General features: G+C 51.4%; 22 protein-coding genes. 13 read left to right on the top strand and 9 right to left on the bottom strand.

The window, feature by feature from the left end; genetic code table 11:
- Positions 1-270: 270 nt before the first annotated feature.
- The 5 genes from cysG to DDT52_RS04445 are packed head-to-tail and all read left to right on the top strand — an operon-like array spanning position 271 to position 5,142.
- A complete protein-coding gene (gene cysG, locus DDT52_RS04465; protein WP_136155303.1) occupies positions 271-1,713 on the top strand; it encodes a siroheme synthase CysG in 1,443 nt (480 codons plus the stop codon).
- Positions 1,714-1,722: 9 nt separating this feature from the next.
- Entirely contained in the window at positions 1,723-2,631 is a 909-nt protein-coding gene (gene cysD / locus DDT52_RS04460) for a sulfate adenylyltransferase subunit CysD (RefSeq protein ID WP_136155302.1), read from the top strand.
- Positions 2,632-2,642: 11 nt separating this feature from the next.
- Complete coding sequence (gene cysN, locus DDT52_RS04455; RefSeq protein ID WP_136155301.1) at positions 2,643-4,118, top strand: sulfate adenylyltransferase subunit CysN; 1,476 nt, start codon at positions 2,643-2,645, stop codon at positions 4,116-4,118.
- A complete protein-coding gene (gene cysC, locus DDT52_RS04450; RefSeq protein ID WP_210732673.1) occupies positions 4,057-4,740 on the top strand; it encodes an adenylyl-sulfate kinase in 684 nt (227 codons plus the stop codon). Before cysN ends, cysC begins: the two co-directional genes overlap by 62 nt.
- Positions 4,741-4,797: 57 nt before the next feature.
- Positions 4,798-5,142 carry a DUF3561 family protein gene (locus tag DDT52_RS04445; RefSeq protein WP_136155300.1) on the top strand — a complete coding sequence of 115 codons (345 nt, stop codon included), beginning with the start codon at positions 4,798-4,800 and terminating at the stop codon, positions 5,140-5,142.
- A gap of 57 nt (positions 5,143-5,199) precedes the next feature.
- On the opposite strand, the gene DDT52_RS04440 is transcribed toward DDT52_RS04445, so the two are convergent.
- The 3 genes from DDT52_RS04440 to DDT52_RS04430 all read right to left on the bottom strand — a co-directional run bounded on the left by DDT52_RS04440 (position 5,200) and on the right by DDT52_RS04430 (position 7,569).
- Positions 5,200-5,922, bottom strand: a complete 723-nt coding sequence (locus DDT52_RS04440; protein WP_136155299.1) for an amino acid ABC transporter ATP-binding protein — start codon at positions 5,920-5,922, stop codon at positions 5,200-5,202.
- On the bottom strand, positions 5,909-6,673 hold the full coding sequence (locus DDT52_RS04435) for an amino acid ABC transporter permease (protein ID WP_109052642.1): 765 nt from the start codon (positions 6,671-6,673) through the stop codon (positions 5,909-5,911). The genes DDT52_RS04440 and DDT52_RS04435 overlap by 14 nt, the downstream gene beginning before the upstream one ends.
- Before the next feature lie 125 nt (positions 6,674-6,798).
- Positions 6,799-7,569 (bottom strand): basic amino acid ABC transporter substrate-binding protein, encoded by a 771-nt coding sequence (locus tag DDT52_RS04430; protein WP_136155298.1) that lies wholly within the window; start codon positions 7,567-7,569, stop codon positions 6,799-6,801.
- A 345-nt stretch (positions 7,570-7,914) separates the two neighbouring features.
- On the opposite strand from DDT52_RS04430, the gene ftsB reads away from it, so the two are divergent.
- The 7 genes from ftsB to rpoS all read left to right on the top strand — a co-directional run bounded on the left by ftsB (position 7,915) and on the right by rpoS (position 13,574).
- The gene (ftsB, locus tag DDT52_RS04425; protein WP_109052644.1) at positions 7,915-8,241 is read left to right on the top strand and encodes a cell division protein FtsB; all 327 of its coding nucleotides are present in this window, start codon (positions 7,915-7,917) and stop codon (positions 8,239-8,241) included.
- A gap of 2 nt (positions 8,242-8,243) precedes the next feature.
- Positions 8,244-8,960 (top strand): 2-C-methyl-D-erythritol 4-phosphate cytidylyltransferase, encoded by a 717-nt coding sequence (ispD, locus tag DDT52_RS04420; protein ID WP_136155297.1) that lies wholly within the window; start codon positions 8,244-8,246, stop codon positions 8,958-8,960.
- A 19-nt stretch (positions 8,961-8,979) separates the two neighbouring features.
- Positions 8,980-9,477 (top strand): 2-C-methyl-D-erythritol 2,4-cyclodiphosphate synthase, encoded by a 498-nt coding sequence (gene ispF / locus DDT52_RS04415; protein ID WP_136155296.1) that lies wholly within the window; start codon positions 8,980-8,982, stop codon positions 9,475-9,477.
- 19 nt (positions 9,478-9,496) lie between these two features.
- Complete coding sequence (gene truD / locus DDT52_RS04410) at positions 9,497-10,543, top strand: tRNA pseudouridine(13) synthase TruD (protein ID WP_136155562.1); 1,047 nt, start codon at positions 9,497-9,499, stop codon at positions 10,541-10,543.
- Positions 10,544-10,621: 78 nt separating this feature from the next.
- Complete coding sequence (locus DDT52_RS04405) at positions 10,622-11,248, top strand: protein-L-isoaspartate(D-aspartate) O-methyltransferase (protein ID WP_136155295.1); 627 nt, start codon at positions 10,622-10,624, stop codon at positions 11,246-11,248.
- A gap of 275 nt (positions 11,249-11,523) precedes the next feature.
- Entirely contained in the window at positions 11,524-12,528 is a 1,005-nt protein-coding gene (gene nlpD / locus DDT52_RS04400; protein ID WP_168709729.1) for a murein hydrolase activator NlpD, read from the top strand.
- A gap of 53 nt (positions 12,529-12,581) precedes the next feature.
- Entirely contained in the window at positions 12,582-13,574 is a 993-nt protein-coding gene (rpoS, locus tag DDT52_RS04395) for an RNA polymerase sigma factor RpoS (protein ID WP_109052649.1), read from the top strand.
- A gap of 109 nt (positions 13,575-13,683) precedes the next feature.
- On the opposite strand, the gene proS is transcribed toward rpoS, so the two are convergent.
- The 6 genes from proS to metN form a co-directional block, all read right to left on the bottom strand.
- The gene (gene proS, locus DDT52_RS04390; RefSeq protein WP_136155293.1) at positions 13,684-15,402 is read right to left on the bottom strand and encodes a proline--tRNA ligase; all 1,719 of its coding nucleotides are present in this window, start codon (positions 15,400-15,402) and stop codon (positions 13,684-13,686) included.
- 226 nt (positions 15,403-15,628) lie between these two features.
- Complete coding sequence (gene tsaA / locus DDT52_RS04385) at positions 15,629-16,336, bottom strand: tRNA (N6-threonylcarbamoyladenosine(37)-N6)-methyltransferase TrmO (protein WP_136155292.1); 708 nt, start codon at positions 16,334-16,336, stop codon at positions 15,629-15,631.
- Positions 16,333-16,743: an Rcs stress response system protein RcsF gene (gene rcsF / locus DDT52_RS04380; RefSeq protein WP_136155291.1), complete on the bottom strand. Its 411-nt coding sequence runs from the start codon at positions 16,741-16,743 to the stop codon at positions 16,333-16,335. Before rcsF ends, tsaA begins: the two co-directional genes overlap by 4 nt.
- A gap of 117 nt (positions 16,744-16,860) precedes the next feature.
- Complete coding sequence (locus DDT52_RS04375) at positions 16,861-17,676, bottom strand: MetQ/NlpA family lipoprotein (RefSeq protein ID WP_136155290.1); 816 nt, start codon at positions 17,674-17,676, stop codon at positions 16,861-16,863.
- Between the two features lie 71 nt (positions 17,677-17,747).
- Complete coding sequence (locus DDT52_RS04370; RefSeq protein ID WP_136155289.1) at positions 17,748-18,401, bottom strand: methionine ABC transporter permease MetI; 654 nt, start codon at positions 18,399-18,401, stop codon at positions 17,748-17,750.
- The gene (gene metN, locus DDT52_RS04365; RefSeq protein ID WP_136155288.1) at positions 18,394-19,425 is read right to left on the bottom strand and encodes a methionine ABC transporter ATP-binding protein MetN; all 1,032 of its coding nucleotides are present in this window, start codon (positions 19,423-19,425) and stop codon (positions 18,394-18,396) included. The genes DDT52_RS04370 and metN overlap by 8 nt, the downstream gene beginning before the upstream one ends.
- A gap of 179 nt (positions 19,426-19,604) precedes the next feature.
- Between metN and gmhB the strand changes: the two genes are divergently transcribed.
- Positions 19,605-20,168, top strand: a complete 564-nt coding sequence (gmhB, locus tag DDT52_RS04360; RefSeq protein WP_136155287.1) for a D-glycero-beta-D-manno-heptose 1,7-bisphosphate 7-phosphatase — start codon at positions 19,605-19,607, stop codon at positions 20,166-20,168.
- The last annotated feature ends 400 nt before the right edge of the window (positions 20,169-20,568 follow it).

The raw sequence follows: 20,568 nt of genomic DNA, 5'->3' as shown, positions 1-20,568 counted from the left end.
GCCCGGTGGGCTGTAGGCATGTTGCGATGAATCAATGAAAGGAAATATCAAAAATCGGCAAACTCTTTACAACTTTGACGCATGTCATACACTGATTTTCAACTTCTGTGATCGTCAGGGCATTTCATGGAATGACGTTCGCGGGTTTTAGCCTGATTTTGTTTGTTGTTATTCCATTACGGAACTTGTCATTCCAATTCGGCATTTCATAAGTGTGATATCCGCACCGTATAGTCGCTTTATCTATTTTTTTGCTTAGTTAAGGCGTTTGTGAACTATCTACCTTTATTCGCTGACCTTCGGGGCCGCCCTGTGCTGGTGGTCGGCGGCGGTGAGGTCGCCTCACGTAAAATTGGACTGTTGCAACGTGCCGGCGCTGAGGTGAAGGTTGTCGCGCAGTCGCTGGCGGACGATCTGGCTGAGCAGCTTGAAGCAGGCAAGATTCAATGGCTGGCCCAGCGCTTTACGCCGGAATTGTTGTCCGGCGTATTTCTGGTCATTGCCGCAACGGATGATGCAGCGCTGAACGCCGCGGTATTTGATGCTGCCAATCAGCGCCATCTGCTGGTTAATGTGGTGGACGATCAACCCAGGTGCTCTTTTATTTTCCCCTCTATCGTCGATCGTTCCCCGCTGATGGTGGCGATTTCGTCGGGGGGGCAAGCACCGGTACTGGCGCGTCTATTGCGTGAAAAACTGGAGGCGCTGCTGCCCGCCAGTCTGGGAGCCATGGCCGGGATCGCGGGTAGCTGGCGCGATCGCATCAAATCGCGATTGCATTCGATGAGCGCGCGCCGTCGTTTCTGGGAACGGCTGTTTGTGGGACGCTTCGCCACGCTGGTTTCCGCGGGGCAACTCTCGCAGGCAGAGGATGAACTGCAACAGCAATTGCAGCAACAGCACGCTGAGCAACAACAGCCGGCTGCGACACGCGGTGAGGTTGTGCTGGTGGGCGCCGGACCCGGCGATGCCGGACTGCTGACGTTGCGTGGTTTGCAGGTCATTCAGCAGGCGGATGTCGTGTTGTATGACCACCTGGTGAGCGCTGACGTATTGGAGTTGGTACGCCGTGATGCCGAGCGCATCTGTGTGGGCAAGCGCGCCAGCAATCATTCCGTCTCTCAGGACGAGATTAACCAACTGCTGGTGACGCTGGCGCAGCAAGGCAAACGGGTGGTTCGCCTGAAAGGCGGCGATCCGTTTATTTTTGGGCGCGGCGGTGAAGAACTGCAAAAGGTGGCACAGGCAGGCATTTCCTTTCAGGTGGTGCCTGGCGTGACTGCCGCCGCCGGCGTCACCGCGTATGCCGGTATCCCGTTGACCCATCGGGATTATGCCCAAAGCGTGGTGTTTATTACCGGGCATTGCCGACCTGATGGCGATGCGTTGAATTGGTCAACGCTGGCGCGTGGACGCCAGACGCTGGCGATTTATATGGGAACGGTGAAAGCGGCAGAAATCAGTCAACAGCTGATTACGCACGGTCGCTCGGCGGAAACGCCCGTCGCCGTGATTGGACGCGGAACCCGACACGATCAGCAGGTATTGGTCGGTACATTGCAACAGTTGGAACAATTGGCCCAGCAGGCGCCGACGCCGGCCTTGCTGGTGATTGGTGAGGTGGTGAATTTGCATCATCAGATCGCCTGGTTTGGTCAGCAAACGCTGGCGGCACGGCAAGATAGCCGTCCGGCGGTAGTGAATTTGGCTTAAGGAATGGTTATGGACGAGAAACGACTCACTCATTTACGGCAGCTCGAAGCCGAGAGCATTCACATTATCCGTGAGGTTGCGGCAGAGTTCGGCAATCCGGTGATGATGTATTCTATCGGTAAAGATTCCTCGGTCATGCTGCATCTGGCGCGTAAAGCGTTTTATCCGGGATCGCTGCCGTTCCCGTTGTTGCATGTGGATACCGGCTGGAAATTCCGTGAAATGTACCAGTTTCGCGATCGGACAGCGAAAGCCTACGGCTGTGAGCTGTTGGTGCACCGTAATCCTCAGGGCGAGGCGCTCGGCATTAATCCGTTCATCCACGGCAGCGCCAAACATACCGATATCATGAAAACCGAGGGATTAAAGCAGGCGCTGGACAAATATGGTTTCGACGCCGCGTTCGGCGGCGCTCGCCGTGATGAAGAGAAATCCCGCGCCAAAGAGCGTATTTATTCATTCCGCGATCGTTTTCATCGCTGGGATCCGAAAAACCAGCGTCCTGAACTGTGGCATAACTACAACGGTCAGATTAACAAAGGGGAAAGTATTCGCGTTTTCCCGTTGTCCAACTGGACCGAACTGGATATCTGGCAATATATCTATCTGGAAAATATCGATATTGTACCGCTCTATCTGGCGGCGATGCGTCCGGTTCTGGAGCGTGATGGCATGCTGTTGATGGTGGATGACGATCGTATCGATTTGCAACCGGGCGAAGTGATCGAACAACGTATGGTTCGTTTCCGTACGCTGGGCTGTTGGCCGCTGACGGGCGCGGTGGAGTCAAACGCGCAAACGCTGCCGGAAATCATTGAAGAGATGCTGATTTCCACTACCAGTGAGCGTCAGGGACGGATGATCGACCGCGATCAGGCCGGTTCAATGGAGTTGAAAAAGCGTCAAGGGTATTTCTGAGGAGTCGTCGAATGAGCCAGCGCGTTGTAAAAGATTTGGTCGTAAAAGATGCGGTTGTCAATAACAGTACCATCGCAAAACAGATTGCTGAACAGGGTGGGGTTGAAGCCTACCTGCATGCTCAACAGGATAAAACACTGCTGCGTTTTCTGACCTGCGGCAGCGTCGACGATGGCAAAAGTACGCTGATTGGCCGTTTGCTGCACGATACCCGCCAGATTTACGAAGATCAGCTCACCACGTTGCACAGTGATAGTAAGCGTCTTGGCACGCAGGGTGAGAAGCTGGATTTGGCTTTGCTGGTTGACGGACTTCAGGCTGAGCGTGAGCAGGGCATCACCATCGATGTGGCGTACCGGTACTTCTCCACGGAAAAACGTAAATTCATTATTGCCGATACGCCGGGACATGAGCAGTACACCCGCAATATGGCCACCGGGGCATCAACGTGCGAACTGGCTATTCTGTTGATTGATGCGCGCAAAGGCGTGCTGGATCAAACGCGTCGTCACAGTTTTATTGCTACGCTGCTGGGCATTCGGGATCTGGTGGTGGCAGTGAATAAAATGGATCTGGTGGACTATCAGCAGGCGGTTTTTGAACAGTTCAAGCAGGACTATCTGGATTTCGCCCAGCAGCTGCCGGCCGATCTGAATATTACCTTTGTGCCGATTTCCGCGCTGGATGGCGATAACGTCGCCACGCCGAGCACTACGATGACCTGGTATACCGGGCCGACGCTGCTTGACGTGCTGGAAACCGTCAATGTGGCGCAGCGTAGTCTGAAACTGCCCATGCGTTTTCCGGTTCAGTACGTGAATCGACCCAATCTGGATTTCCGCGGCTATGCGGGAACGCTGGCATCGGGGATAGTCCGTGTGGGGCAGCGCGTTAAAGTGCTGCCTTCCGGGGTTGAATCAACCGTCAGCCGCATCGTGACCTTTGATGGCGATCGGCAACAAGCGCAGGCTGGTGAAGCCATTACGCTGGTTCTGGCGGATGAAATCGATATCAGCCGCGGCGATCTGCTGGTAGACAGCAGCGAAACGCTGAAAGCCGTGCAGAATGCATTGGTGGATGTGGTGTGGATGGCGGAACAACCGCTGGTGCCGGGACAAAGCTACGATATCAAGATTAGCGGTAAGAAAACGCGCGGCCGGGTGGAGAATATCCAGTATCAGGTGGAGATTAACTCCCTGACGCAGCGCGTCACGGAAAATCTGCCGCTCAATGGGATCGGGCTGGTTGAACTGACCTTTGATGAGCCGCTGGTGATGGATAATTATCAGCAAAATCACGTGACTGGCGGCATGATCTTTATCGATCGTCTGAGTAATGTCACCGTGGGGGCGGGTCTGGTAAGGGAGCCCATCGAACAGGTTTATCAGGAGCCCGGCGCATACAGTGCGTTTGAATTGGAACTGAATGCGCTGGTTCGACGTCATTTCCCACACTGGGGCGCCCGTGATTTGCTGGGAGGAAAATAACGTGTCTTCAGGCCGTCCATCATCTGCCGATGAGAATGTGGTCTGGCATTCACATGCCGTATCACGCAAGGCGCGCGAGCAACTGCATGGCCATCAGGGCGTCGTGCTCTGGTTTACCGGACTTTCCGGGTCCGGTAAATCAACGCTGGCGGGCGCGCTGGAGCAGGCGTTGCATCAGCAGGGGGTGAGCACTTACCTGCTGGATGGCGATAACGTGCGGCACGGTCTGTGCCGCGATTTGGGGTTCAGCGATGACGATCGGCGGGAAAATATCCGCCGCGTCGGCGAAGTGGCCAAACTGATGGTTGACGCCGGACTGGTCGTGCTGACCGCTTTCATCTCACCCCATCGCGCCGAGCGTAAAATGGTGCAGGACCTGCTGGGTCAAGGGCAGTTTATTGAAGTGTTTGTCGATACGCCTTTGGCGATTTGCGAAGCTCGCGACCCCAAAGGGTTATACAAGAAAGCCCGTGCGGGTGAGCTGCGTAATTTCACGGGGATCGATTCGATTTATGAAGCACCCGAAGTGCCGGATATTCATCTGGATGGCGAACAATTAGTAACAAATTTGACGGACCAATTATTAGATCTGCTGCGTGGCCGAGCTATTATCAATCTCTGACGTTTTCGCCGCTCTACCCGATAGATTTCACGATTTGTAGAGTGATGCGGGAGAATAATGGAAAAGATGATGCCGAATGCCACGCAGCTAACGATCAGCAAGACAAAACCGATACGAGATGATGAAGATCGTGTCTCGTATCCCTTTATGGGCGCGGTCGCGGGGTTTTCTTTTTATTGGCTGGCTTTCACGCTCCCTTTTCTGGTGTATGGCTCCAATACCACGTTGTTCTTCATGCTCTACACCTGGCCTTTTTTTCTGGCCTTGATGCCGCTGTCGGTGCTGATGGGCGTCGGGCTCAGTTTTATGCTGGGGGGAAACGTTTTCTATACCCTCTCCGCCACAGGGCTGTCAGTGGTGTGCCTGTTCTGGCTGGTGTTCTCCTTCCTGACCGGCTGGTAGGTGACCAGCCCATGTATCGGCTGGCCTTAACACATCAACGTGTTCTGTAAACGCGTCTTACAGCACTTTGCTCAGGAAAGTGCGCGTACGCGGATTACTGGGATCGGTAAAGATCGTTTCTGGTTTACCCTGTTCCTGAATGATCCCCTGATCGATAAAGATCACCCGATCGGCAACTTCCCGGGCGAAGGCCATTTCATGGGTGACGATTACCATGGTCATGCCTTCCTGCGCCAGCGTTTTCATGACCGCCAGCACTTCACCCACCAGTTCAGGGTCCAGCGCGGATGTTGGCTCATCAAATAACATAATGGCCGGTTCCATCGCCAGGGCGCGGGCAATCGCAACCCGCTGCTGCTGGCCGCCGGACAGGCTGTTTGGCCAGGCGTCGATTTTATCCAGTAATCCGACTTTCTCAAGCAAGGCCCTGGCGCGTGCTATGGCCTGCGAACGGGATAATTTCTTGACGTCCATCGGCGCCATAATCAGATTTTCCAACACGGTCATGTGCGGGAAAAGATTAAAGCGCTGAAATACCATACCGACGCTTTCACGCATACGGTTCAAATTGGTTTTCTGATCGTGAATGGCAAAGCCGTTGACGGTGATCTCGCCTGCTGACGGCGTTTCCAGCGCGTTGAGACAGCGCAGGAACGTACTCTTTCCTGAGCCGGATGGGCCAATCATGCAGATCACTTCCTGATGGGCGATATCACAGGAAATACCGCGCAGGACGTGTGTGTCGCCAAACTTTTTTTGCAGGTTATTAACGTGAATCACTTTTACCGAACCTCGTTTCCATATGCCGAACCAGCAGTGAGAGCAGAAAAGTAATAACCCAATAGACGAGAGAAATCGTCAGGTAGGGTTCCCAATAAGTAGCATAGGCGCCGGAAACTGTACGGGCGGCGTAGGCGAGATCGGCCAGGCCGATTGCCGAGGCCAGCGAAGAATCCTTCACGATGGCGATCGCATTGTTCCCCAGCGGCGGCAGCATGCGGCGGAATGCCTGCGGCAGGATGACTTTCCGCATCGTCCGGCCATAGCTCATCCCCAGCGAACGTGATGCTTCCATCTGACCGCGATCGATAGACTGAATGCCGGCACGGAAAATTTCGGAAACATAGGCGCCGGCGTTCAGGGTGATTGCCACGATGCAGGAGAGAAATGCGCCATAGTCGGAACGCAACGTACGGGCGAAATCCACGGACATGATGTTGCTGGTGACCAACAGGCCATCACGCGGATTGATAAACAGCGGCACCAGCGCAAAGTGTACCACCATGATTTGTACAAACAGCGGCGTCCCGCGGAACGCGCTGATATAGATGCGAACCGGCCATTGTACGCCATAATGCAGGATGTATTTCCAGGGGCCGTGCGGCGCCTGCGCCAATCTCCCCAGGCCAAGCGTCAGCCCCCAGCAGGTGCCAAGGATGACACAGATAAAGGTGCATTTTATGGTCATCCAGGCACCCTGCGTAAATAATGGTGCGTACTCCTGAATGATCTCCCAACGAAATCCCGTCAAGATTGTTTCCTTTCGTGAATAGACTAACGTAATGGTTTGCTATTGATGCCGGGCGGGTGATGCCCGTCCGGCTGATGCGTTTGATTCTACTGAAGGTGATGCAGTTGTGGTTTCCAACTGGCGGATTATTCGGCAGGCAGAGCCGGTACATCGCTATCGAACCAGGTTTGATAGATTTTGGCATAGGTGCCGTCGGCAATAATCTTCTTCAGGCCGGCATTGATCTTGTTGCGCAGTTCATCATTGCCTTTGGCAACGGCAATACCAAAATACTGACGCTCAAACTTGGCATCGGAAACCAGATTGAATTGTTTTTCAGGGTGGGTCTTAATGTAAAATTTCACCACGCCGACATCGCCGATCGCGGCGCCGATACCGTCTTCATACAACTCCTGCAACATTAACGGCGTATTATCGAAACGTTTAATCGATGTGCTGTTTTTGCCCAGCACATCGGAAACGACTACATCGCCGGTACTGGAATTGACAACGCCGACTTTGTGGTCTTTCAGCGCGGCGATTGAGTCGATAGCGGAGTCTTTAGGTACGACGATGGCCTGTTCGGCGGGGAAGTAAGGGGCTGAGAAATCAACCATTTGTTTCCGATTATCGGTAATCGTTATTCCGGAAATGATAATATCGCGATCGCCGGAGTTCAGGGTGGCGAAAATACCTTCCCATGGCGTGTTGATCAGCTTGATATTAAAGTTTTCCGTCCTGGCGATCGCTTTGATGATATCAATATCAAAGCCTTCCAGCTCTTTCTGTGCGTTTTCGAATTCAAACGGACGATAGGTGCCTCCGGAACCGACGACATAGGTAGGTTCTGCGGCAAATACGCTGCCAGACATGGCTGTGGCACACATTGCGCCAATCAGTAACAGTTTTTTAAACATGAGCTCTCCTGGTGTTTGGTTGAGTTTCTTCTGTGTGTATGCACTTTTTTTATGCATTTTGTCTGCATAAAAATACACAGATAGTGCTAAGGGTTCAACTTACGTCTCTGTTTAACCGGATATTTGCTGATGATCACACGGTAGGGGATTGGCCTGTCGATAGGCGATATGGCTGAGTAAAACACTGTAATGAATATGGTTATTCATGCCGTTGCCTTCCATGATGAACCGGGATGAAGGCGTTCATGGTGAGTATTCCTGACGTGAATCTTTCCGTCTGCCGCCTGACAGTGTGGAGTCGAAGCAAAAGTTATGGGATGATTAGGCGTTTTTTCAGGGGGCGGGATGGGAAAACTTACGCTGTTATTATTGGTGTTGCTTGGCTGGCTTCAGTATTCACTGTGGCTGGGCAAGAATGGTATTCACGACTATGTGCGGGTAAAAGATGATGTTGTTGTCCAGCAGGGGAACAATGCCAAACTGAAAGCCCGTAACGAACAATTGTTTGCCGAAATTGACGATCTGAACGGCGGACAGGAAGCGATTGAAGAGCGTGCGCGCAACGAACTGGGCATGATTAAGCCTGGTGAGAACTTCTATCGTCTGGTGCCGGAATCCAGCCATCGTACTGCGACGACGTCTTCATCCTTACCTAACAACACATCGCGCTAAACATGCTAAAACAGAGTGCTTCCCAGCCAGAGATTGTCGCTGTCCTGCCTGCTGCCGGTAATGGCAGCCGGATGCAAAGCGACTGCCCTAAGCAGTACCTGACCATTGGTAATAAAACCATTCTTGAACATGCCGTGAGCGCGCTGTTATCCCACCCGCGGATTCATCGCGCTGTCATTGCCATTAGCGCCGACGATCTCTCATTTCATACTTTACCTATTGCCCGCGATCCCCGCGTCAGTGTGGTTGTGGGAGGAAAACAGCGCGCCGATTCTGTATTGGCGGGGCTACAGGATATTGCGGAGACGGAATGGGTATTGGTACACGATGCCGCGCGTCCCTGTTTGCATCAGGACGATCTGGAACGGCTACTGAGTCTGGTTGGACACAGTGATGTGGGTGGAATTCTGGCGGCGCCGGTTCGTGATACCATGAAGCGCGGTTCAGGACAGATTATCAAACACACTGTTGATCGCAGCGATCTATGGCATGCGTTGACGCCACAGCTGTTTCCGTCCGCGTTGCTGAAAACCTGTTTACGACGCGCCTTAAACGATGGCGTGGTGGTCACCGATGAAGCGTCGGCGCTGGAGTATTGCGGCTATTGCCCACAGATTGTCAGCGGTCGGGCTGATAATATTAAGGTGACCCGTCCGGAAGATTTGGCATTGGCTGAATTTTATTTAACGAATTTGCACCACAATCATACGATTGAATAAACATAAAGGAGAATGCGCAATGCGTATCGGTCACGGTTTTGATGTTCATAAATTCGGTGGAGAAGGACCGCTGGTGATCGGTGGCGTGCGTATTCCCCATACTCAGGGATTACTGGCCCATTCAGACGGTGATGTTGTGCTGCATGCGGTGACGGATGCCTTATTAGGCGCGGCGGCGTTGGGCGATATCGGTAAGTTGTTTCCTGATACTGACCCGGCGTTTAAAGGCGCCGACAGCCGTGGATTATTGCGGGAAGCGTGGCGGCGGATTATTGAGAAAGGCTACCGTCTGGGAAACCTGGATGTCACGATTATCGCCCAGGCGCCTAAAATGGCGCCGCATATCCCGCAAATGCGCGTCAATCTGGCCGAAGATCTCCAGTGCCATATGGATGATGTAAACGTTAAAGCCACCACAACGGAACAGTTGGGTTTTACCGGCCGGGGGGAGGGGATTGCCTGCGAAGCCGTGGCGCTGCTGGTAAAAAATGAAGCGGGTGAAATCGTCGCATGGTAAGTACGCTCTGATGGTAACGATGGATAATAGCGAAGCGCTAATCTGGCTGCATGGCAAGCCGCAGGCATCGGGGATGCTGAAATCCACAGCAGAAGATTTCAGCGTGATTGAGGATCTGGGATTTCAGCCTGATGGTGACGGTGAGCATATTCTGGTTCGTATTCGTAAGCGCGGCTGCAATACGCAGTTTGTGGCCGAAGCGCTGGCAAAGTTTTGCCGCCTGCCTCAACGCGAAGTGAGTTATGCCGGCCTGAAAGACCGTCATGCCGTTACAGAACAATGGTTTTGCCTCCATATTCCCGGTAAGGCATCACCTGACCTGAACGCCTTCGAACTGGAAGGTTGTGAGGTACTTGAATTTGCGCGTCATCGTCGTAAATTGCGTATTGGTACGCTGCAAGGTAATGATTTTTCGCTGGTGTTGCGTCAGATCAGCGATCGCTCAGCGGTGGAATCCCGTTTACGGCTGATTGCCGAACGAGGGGTGCCTAACTATTTTGGTAGCCAAAGATTCGGCAAAGACGGAAATAATCTCGAGCAGGCTCGTCTCTGGGCGAACAACGACATTCGGGTAAAAGAACGCGCTAAACGCAGTTTTTATCTTTCCGCCAGCCGTAGCGCGTTGTTTAATCAGGTGGCTGCCGCCAGGCTTGCTCAACAGCAGGCCAAAACCGTTTTACCCGGCGATGCGTTACAATTGACCGGCCGGGGGAGCTGGTTTGTCGCCAGGTCGGATGAATTGGCGGAGTTACAGGCGAGACTTGATGCGGGCGAGCTTCAGGTAACCGCGCCATTACCCGGTGATGGCGCTCTCGGTACTCAGGATATCGCACTGGCCTTTGAGCAGCAAAGTCTGGTCGGGCAAGAAACGTTATGGTCATTATTACAACGTGAACGGGTCGAACCCGCTCGGCGTGCGATCTTGTTGTATCCGCAGCGTATGAACTGGAACTGGCTGGATGAAAGTACGGTTGGGCTGACATTCTGGCTGCCGGCCGGCAGTTTCGCGACCAGCGTGGTGCGTGAAATTATCAACCAGCAACAGGGAACGGATATTGTTGCCTGATGTATTGCGGTTTATTTTTCTTGATCGGGTATCTTTGACGATGATGATGGGGTTAGCCAAATCTGAGGTTAGCGGAGAATGGTGAACAAACGCATGCAAACGTTGCTGGCGCAGCTGCGCCAGTTGGGAATACAGGATGAACGCCTGTTAAAGTCTATTGAGGCTGTACCCAGAGAACGCTTTGTTGACGAGGCGTTTGAACACAAGGCTTATGAAAATACCGCATTGCCGATAGGCTCCGGTCAGACGATTTCGCAGCCTTATATGGTGGCGCGGATGACGGAATTACTGTGCCTGACGCCGGTTTCGCGCGTATTGGAAATTGGCACGGGTTCCGGCTATCAAACGGCGATTCTGGCACATCTGGTCAAGCATGTTTGTTCTGTTGAGCGCATCAAAGGATTGCAATGGCAGGCTAAACGTCGGCTTAAACAGCTTGATTTGCACAATGTTTCCACCCGCCACGGCGATGGCTGGCAGGGCTGGGCTTCTCGCGGACCTTTTGATGCCATTATTGTGACCGCGGCGCCGCCAGAGATCCCGAAAGCCTTGCTGGCACAGCTGGATGAAGGCGGCGTGATGGTTTTGCCGGTTGGCGATCAATCACAAACGTTGCAGGTCGTGCAACGTCATGCGGGAGAGTTCATTATCCAGTCTGTTGAAGCCGTTCGGTTTGTTCCGCTAGTCAAAGGCGAATTAGCCTGATACCGTTGCGATGGTTTTGTATTGTTGTTAATTCATTAAAATTTCAATACAACTGTTTTATGGTACGAACTCATTGATATTGCTAGCATCAGATAATGATTGTTGTCTCTCCTGTTTTGCTTATGCGCCAGTGATGAAGAAATGGCGAGCTTTTCGTTCTGACTGATGAACAAAAACACCTGATATCAGCTGCGCTACAATGGGTGCGAGGTGCAAATGTCTGAATTGATTAATGAATTTTATAGTTATAGGGGAATGGGCGCATGGGAAGCCGAATGATGAATTTGCGTCAGATTGCTGCTTGTATGGTGATTATCTTAGGCGTGGCTGGGTGTTCCAGCAATAACACCAAATCCGCACCGATAAGCAGTGTCGACGGAAATACGGGCAGCAGAACGTTATCTGCGTCCTCATCACGAACGACATCGGGTGACGCAGTGGCCACCACGAGTGATGGCCGAATTGTCTATAACCGCAGCTATGACAATATCCCAAAAGGAAGTTATAGCGGCAATAGCTATACCGTCAAGCGGGGCGATACGCTGTTCTATATCGCCTGGATTACCGGTAACGATTATCGGGACCTGGCGCAGCGGAATAATATCCCGGAACCCTACAGTCTGAATGTCGGCCAGACGCTGAGTCTTGGCAATGGTTCTGCCGGTACAACCGGCGGTTTGACCAGCGGCGGCGGTATGCTGGCCGCGACGGATGCGACGACGGGAGGCGTTCCAGTGCCGCCGTCAAGTTCGCAAATACAGACTACACCGGTTGATTCTCAGTCAACTAACGCGTATTCTGATAATTCGGGTAAACAGAATGTAGGTAAAATGTTACCTACGGCAGGGGCGACAGCCACTGCGCCTGTGACCGCACCGGCAAGCAGCAATGCAAGTAGTACCGCTGCTGTCGGTAGCTGGCGTTGGCCTACCGAAGGGAAAGTCATCGATAGTTTCTCTGCATCCGAGGGGGGAAATAAAGGGATTGATATCGCCGGTTCACGTGGGCAACCTATCATGGCTACCGCCAGTGGGCGTGTAGTTTATGCGGGCAACGCCTTGCGAGGTTACGGGAATCTGATAATCATCAAACATAATGATGACTACCTGAGCGCCTATGCCCATAATGACACTATGCTGGTCCGGGAACAACAAGAGGTCACGGCGGGGCAACAAATCGCTACCATGGGTAGCACCGGAACCAGTTCAGTTCGTTTGCATTTTGAAATTCGTTACAAGGGGAAATCCGTAAACCCGCTGCGTTTTCTTCCGCAGCGATAAATCGGGCAGAGTATTCCGGTATTCTGCCATGGGATCACGGGTAGGAGCCACTTATGAGCCAAAGTACGCTGAAAGTTAACGAGTTACAGGAAGATGCTGATTTCGAAGAGAATGGACTTGATGTTTTTGACGATAAGGCGCTGGCAGAGGAAGAAACCGCTGATAATGACTCGGCTGAAGACGAGCTGTTAGCACAAGGCGTCCCACAGCGTGTTTTAGACGCAACGCAACTCTATTTGGGAGAGATTGGTTATTCGCCTCTTTTAACCGCTGAAGAAGAAGTCTATTTTGCCCGGCGCGCATTGCGCGGCGATGTTCCGTCGCGGCGCCGGATGATCGAAAGCAACCTGCGACTGGTAGTGAAAATTGCTCGTCGTTACAACAACCGCGGGCTGGCGCTTCTGGATCTGATTGAGGAAGGGAACCTTGGTTTGATCCGGGCTGTTGAAAAATTCGATCCTGAAAGAGGATTTCGTTTTTCCACTTATGCCACCTGGTGGATTCGACAAACGATTGAACGGGCAATCATGAATCAAACCCGCACCATCCGTTTGCCTATCCATATCGTCAAAGAGCTGAATGTTTATCTGCGTACGGCACGCGAACTTTCTCATAAACTGGATCACGAGCCGAGCGCGGAAGAAATTGCCGAGCAGCTTGATAAACCCGTTGATGATGTCAATCGCATGCTGCGACTGAACGAACGCATCACCTCTGTTGATACACCGCTTGGCGGTGATTCGGAAAAAGCGCTGCTGGACATCCTGGCCGATGAGAAAGACAACGGGCCGGAAGACACCACTCAAGATAACGATATGAAGCAGAATATCGTGAAGTGGCTGTTTGAACTTAACGCCAAACAGCGTGAAGTTTTGGCCCGGCGTTTTGGTTTGTTGGGTTATGAAGCCGCAACGTTGGAAGATGTTGGTCGGGAAATCGGCCTGACTCGGGAACGCGTCCGGCAGATTCAGGTTGAAGGCTTACGTCGTCTGCGTGAAATTTTGCAGGTGCAGGGCCTTAACATTGAAGAATTGTTCCGTGAATAACGTGAATAATACGGAGCCGATGCGGTATTCGTCAGAATAAAAATGGTGGGGGTAACCCACCTTTTTTTATGGCGGCCCTTCCCATTCAGAAAGGGCGCTTGGATGAAGATTAGCGAACAACGTTTTCCAGCAGGAAATCGATGATTTCGCTGGTTTTAATCATCTGCTTTTCACCGCCGCGGCGGTTCTTATATTCAATCTCTTCGTTATCCAGATTACGATCGCCGATGACGATCGTGTGTGGCACACCAATCAATTCCATATCGGCGAACATAACGCCCGGACGCTCTTTACGGTCGTCCAGCAGGACCTCAATACCGTGGGCGCGCAACTGCTGATAGATCTCTTCAGCGACTTCCTTCACCCGGAAAGATTTGTGCATATTCATTGGCAGAATCGCTACGTGGAACGGTGCGATGGCATCTGGCCAAATAATGCCGCGATCGTCGTGATTCTGCTCAATGGCGGCGGCAACCACACGAGTCACCCCAATGCCATAGCAGCCCATGGTCAGGATCTGATTACGTCCATCTTCTCCCTGAACGGTAGCTTTCAGCGCTTCTGAATACTTACTGCCCAGTTGGAAGATATGGCCTACTTCGATCCCGCGTTTGATTTGCAGCGTTCCTTTGCCATCCGGGCTGATATCGCCTTCTACCACGTTGCGAATATCTGCAACCAGCGGCAGGGAAACATCACGTTCCCAGTTGATGCCAAAATAGTGTTTACCGTCCGTATTGGCGCCGGCGCCGAAATCGCTCATCGCGGCAACCGTACGGTCAACCACGGCGGGAATCGGTAAATTCACCGGCCCCAAGGAACCAGGACCTGCGCCGACGATAGCGCGAATTTCTTCTTCCGTTGCGAAAGTCAGCGGACTGGCGACCAGGGCGATTTTCTCGGCTTTGACTTCATTCAGTTCATGATCGCCTCGAACCAGTAATGCGACCAGTTTATGGCCGCTCTCTTCCGCCGCTTTCACCAGCAGCGTTTTGACCGTTTTTTCAATCGGCAGCCTGAATTGCTCAACCAGTTCAGCGATGGTTTTGGCGTTTGGCGTATCAATCAGACGCATCTCTTCCGTTGCTTCCGCTCGGCCTAACTGGGGGGCGACGGCCTCTGCCAGTTCAATGTTTGCGGCATAGTCGGAGCCGGTAGAGAAGACAATATCGTCCTCGCCGCTGGCGGCCAGTACCTGGAATTCATGAGAAGCATTGCCGCCGATGGAGCCGGTGTCGGCCTGAACGGCCCTGAAGTCGAGGTCCATGCGGCTAAAAATTTTGCTATAGGCGGCATACATTGCATCGTATGTCACCTGTAGTGATTCCGGTGAAGTGTGGAAAGAGTAAGCATCTTTCATCAGAAACTCACGGGAGCGCATTACGCCAAAACGTGGACGGACTTCATCACGGAATTTGGTCTGAATCTGGAAAAAATTCAATGGCAGCTGTTTGTATGAGCTGATTTCATTACGAATCAAATCGGTAATGACTTCTTCGTGCGTAGGGCCGAGAACAAAAGGGCGTTCCCCGCGATCGACAAGACGCAGCAACTCCGGGCCGTATTGCTCCCAGCGACCGCTTTCTACCCACAGATCGGCAGGCTGAACAACCGGCATGGAAATTTCAATCGCGCCAGCGTTATTCATTTCTTCGCGCACGATGGTTTCAACTTTTCTCAAAACCCGCAGACCTGTGGGCAACCAGGTATAAAGACCGGAGGCCAGTTTGCGAATCATTCCGGCTCGGAGCATCAACTGATGGCTGATAACTTCCGCATCGGCAGGCGTCTCCTTGAGTGTGGAGAGCATATATTGACTAGTACGCATGGTGTTTTAGTTCCGTCAGAACGAGAAATAGCATCGTGCTGCCTAATGCAGCCGAAGGCATAAAAAGTGGCTTAGTTTAACAGCGTGGACCGTCCGTCAAAAGAGAGTCGGCAGAAATTTATGCATGAATAGCCGCAGCCCGTTCGTGGTAACCGTCATCTGACGTTTTTACGGTGGGCTATTTATTCGTGCCCATCGCCCTGCTGGTTGTTGCTGGCGACGTTTTTTAACGGGATTCGAGGGACAATACCTCGGTTTGTTGTCCAGATACCCGCCAGCGCACGTTAAATTCCAGCAATAAAGCGGCATATTCCCGCTCCGCATCCTCTCCTTTTCGGTAAGCTGGGCGCGGATCCTGAGCTAAGACCTGACTGATAAAGCGTTTTAAATATGGATACTTATGGTGACCGCTGGCGATCTGCTGTTCTGCAAGCGGGGAGAAAATAACGGACATGTTAGCTTCCGGGGCGGACTGTGCGAAGCCTGCCAATGCATTGGGATGGCTTTCCGCAAAAGGAAGATAGGGTTTGATATCAACGACTGGCGTACCATCGACCAGATCGAGACTGCCTAATTCCAGCGTGACGCGATCGCCTTGCGTATGGATAGCTTTCAGCTCCACCAATGACATCCCGATAGGGTTTGGCCGGAAAGTAGAGCGTGTCGCGAATACCCCAACGCGTGCATTGCCACCCAGTCTTGGCGGCCGAACGGTGGGGTGCCAGCCACCCGCTATGGTTTGATGGAAAATGAACAAAATCCATATATGGCTAAAGTCTGCCAGTCCACGCACGCATTCCGCCTGATTATAAGGCGGCAATAGCTGGAGTTCTCCACCACCATCTTCAATCAGACCCGGCTGCCGCGGAATGGCAAATTTTTCTTTATAGGGTGAACGGATAACACCGACCTGATTGAAAACAAACTGACTCATTGATCTGAAACTTTCAATGCTGTGCCCTGACAGACCGCCTGACGATAGCAACCGGCGACGCTGCTGATGATCTGGCATTCATGCAGTAAAACCGCATTGGCTTTCATGGCTGTTGCCCTGTTCTGCATTCGCCTGCGGGCATTGGCCGTATTGGGTGGCGCGTCCTGAGCAGTAACCTGACATGATGAACCAGACACTTCACCCATATCACGGAATGGTTTGCCAACCAGTTCTTCAGCGCTTTGATATAAAACGGCAGGTGCCGGGCGCGGAGCAGGTTTTGGCTTGGCTACCGGCTCTGCTGCCTTGGGTTCACTCGCAGGTTGAGGAGCCGGTTCCGTTGGTTTTTGTAATAGAGAGCAACCTGTTAGCGACATCGTTAACAGAATAAGAGGGATTACGCGCATAGAATGACCTCTGCTTTTTCTTAAAGAGCGGATATTGAAGCAAGCTATTGCACAAATAACAAGACGGGCCGGGGCCCGTCTTGAGGATATATTTTAATAAAACGAGTAACCCGAATGTTACCAGCCTTTAACGGCACCGCCATTAAAGATTTTATTCGCTGCTTCGTTAACTTCGTCTGACTGATAGGCCTGAACAAATTTTTTCACGTTTTCCGCATCTTTATTGTCTTCGCGGGAAACCAGCAGGTTTACATACGGGGAATCTTTCTCTTCAACAAAGATACCGTCTTTAGACGGCGTCAGGTTAATCTGACTGGCGTAGGTGGTGTTGATGATTGCCAGAGCAATTTGTGCATCGTCCAGGGAACGTGGCAATTGAGGGGCTTCCAGCTCAACAATTTTGAGGCTTTTCGGATTTTCCGTTACATCCAGAACCGTCGGCAACAGACCAACATTATCTTTCAGCTTAATTAAGCCTACTTTTTGCAGCAGCAGCAATGAACGGCCCAGATTGGTTGGATCGTTTGGCAGCGCAACCTGTGCACCATCCTGTAATTCATCCAGTGACTTTATTTTTTTTGAATATCCAGCAATCGGATAAACAAAGCTATTACCAACGGAAACCAATTTGTAGCCACGATCTTTGATTTGCTGCTCCAGATAAGGTTTGTGCTGGAAAGCGTTCAGATCGATATCACCTTTGCTTAGTGCTTCGTTAGGCAAGACATAATCATTGAAGGTGACTAATTCAACATCCAGACCATATTTGTCTTTTGCCACTTTCTGAGCAATTTCCGCAACTTGCTGTTCGGCACCAACAATGACACCCACTTTAATATGATTGGGGTCTTTTTCTTCCTGACCGCATCCCGCTATAGCCAGAGCGCCAATCAATGCGCCGACGGCTGCGATGGATTTCAATTTGATCGCCATATCCTTCCCTCTAAATTAAATGTCTTCGTGGCATGTGCTCGAAATAAGCACATGCGGGTTTCAACGCTTGCTTACTTATGTGTGACGGCTTTTACTGCGCGGTCGCCACAGAATTGAATCAGATAAACCAGAATAACCAACAATATTAATACAGTATTCATCACTGTCGCGTTATAACCAATATAACCATACTGATAACCAATTTGACCTAAGCCGCCCGCGCCAACGGCGCCGCCCATCGCGGAATAACCAACAAGTGTGATGAGCGTGATGGTCGCGGCATTAATCAGACCCGGTAATGCTTCTGGCAACAGTATTTTTCTGATGATTTGCATGGGCGTCGCCCCCATGGCTCGTGACGCTTCAATCAATCCTGTTGGAATCTCCAGCAGCGCGTTTTCTACCATACGGGCAATAAAAGGCGCCGCGCCGACGGTTAATGGAACAATTGCGGCTTGCAGACCGATGGATGTACCGACAATGATGCGGGTGAATGGAATCATCCATACCAGTAAAATGATAAAAGGAATGGAACGGAAAATATTTACCAGGGCTGAAAGCCCCCGGTAAAGTTTGGGGTTAGAGATAATTTGCCCCGGTCGGGTGGTGTAAAGCAGCACGCCCACCGGCAGGCCAAGCACAAAACCAAAAAAGCCGGAAACCAATGTCATTGCCACGGTTTCCCACACACCACGGGCCATTAGCCACATCATGGCTTCAGACATAACCTAATACCTCGATATTTGCATGGTGATCTTGCAGGAATTTTATTGCCGCCAGAGTATCCGCCTCCTGTCCGTGCATTTCCGCCAGCATAATGCCGAATTTTACTCCGCCTGCATAATCCATCTGCGCGCTGATGATATTATTGTTGACGTTGAAACGCCGGGCGACTTCGGATAGCAACGGCGCGTCTACGGATTGACCGGTAAACTCCATACGCAGCAATGGCACGCTGCCTTCCCGCTGCGTTGGCGTCATGCGTTCAACGTAATCTTCGGGAATATCCAAATGTAATGTTGAATGGATGAATTTCTGCGCCAGCGGGGTTTTGGGGTGGGAGAACAATTGTCCCACCGTGTCCTGCTCAATCAGACATCCATCGCTGATCACGGCAACCTGGTCGCAAATACGTTTTACGACATCCATTTCGTGGGTGATTAATAGGATCGTCAGTCCCAGACGACGATTGATATCTTTAAGTAACGTCAAAATGGATCGGGTCGTTGCCGGATCCAACGCGCTGGTTGCTTCATCGCACAACAAAACTTTAGGGTTACTGGCTAATGAACGGGCAATGGCTACACGCTGCTTTTGTCCGCCGGAAAGGTTGGCGGGGTAGGCGTCGTGCTTATCTGACAGACCCACTAAATCCAGTAATTCATTCACCCGGCGGGTAATTTCGCTCTTTGGCGTGTTATCAAGTTCCAGCGGAAGGGCGATATTGCCGAAAACCGTGCGCGACGAAAGCAAATTAAAATGTTGGAAAATCATCCCAATTTGACGGCGCGCGCGCGTGAGCTGACTATCTGAAAGTTGGGTCAGATCCTGACCATCAACCAGCACTTTACCTTGCGTGGGGCGTTCCAACAGATTAACGCAGCGGATCAGCGTACTTTTACCTGCGCCTGATGCGCCAATAACGCCATAGATCTGTCCCGTCGGAACATGAAGGTTGACATCAGCAAGCGCAGTAATCGAGCGTCCATTTTGCTGAAAAACCTTGGTAATATTAGAAAGTTCAATCATATATTTTTATCGTTAGTGCCTATGGCTGGATAAACCAGATTCCGTGGAGACGGAATAGTCATTGGATGTTAGGGCGTCTAGACGTCTGAGTCAATTGAGATTGATGTTACCGGGCGTTCTCTCTGTCGGTGAAAACATGCGATACTAACGAGTAATTTACGCCATCGGGAGCTAAGTAAGTGGCACAAAGTGTTCCAGCCGTTTTTCTTGATCGTGACGGCACGATCAATATCGACCACGGTTATGTGCATGAGATCGATCAGTTTCAATTCATTGACGGTGTGATTGAAGCCATGCAAGAACTGAAGAAAATGGGGTTTGCTCTGGTGGTTGTCACCAATCAATCCGGCATTGCGCGTGGTAAGTTTACTGAAAATCAGTTTATGCAGCTGACCGAGTGGATGGATTGGTCTTTGGCAGACCGCGATGTCGATCTGGATGGCATCTATTTTTGCCCACACCTTCCCGATCAGGGGGAAGGGGATTATCGTCAGACGTGTGATTGTCGTAAACCAGAGCCAGGCATGCTGCTCGCTGCACAACGACACCTGAATATCGATATGGCTGCTTCCTATATGGTAGGGGATAAAGTAGAAGATATGCAGGCGGGGATCGCCGCTGGTGTTGGAACCAAGGTCCTGGTTCGCAGTGGCAAACCGATCTCTGAACAAGGGGAAACATTGGCGGATGGCGTCATTGATAGTCTTGCGGATCTTCCTCAATGGATAAAAAAGCGTAGTTAATAGACTAAGTGAATGAAAGTTGTGCAAACAGAAAGAAGTTGAATATATTTGCTTGCGCTTCCAGATTCCCTCTCTATAATGCGCCTCCATCGACACGGCACTGTGAGCTTAATCACAGTGGTGCGGAGAGAAAAGAAAGAGAAAATGCTGAAAATAAGCGTTGACTCTGAAAGAGGAAAGCGTAATATACGCCACCTCGCGTTAGCGGCTCAGGCCCAAACGCAACGCTCTTTAACAATTTAATCAGACAATCTGTGTGGGCACTCACAAGACCGTATCTTGATGATATAAAAAGTCTTGAAGAGTGACTGACAGTAAATTCATTACGAATAAACAGTTATTAATTCTTTGAGCACAGCTTTTAATTAAGCGAATCAAACCATTCTTAAATTGAAGAGTT

Source organism: Brenneria roseae subsp. roseae (assembly GCF_003115845.1).
In the GTDB taxonomy this organism is placed as follows: Bacteria; Pseudomonadota; Gammaproteobacteria; order Enterobacterales; family Enterobacteriaceae; genus Brenneria; species Brenneria roseae.
The sequence above is the reverse complement of the archived record's forward strand: the minus strand, read 5'-3'. Positions and strand labels throughout refer to the sequence as shown.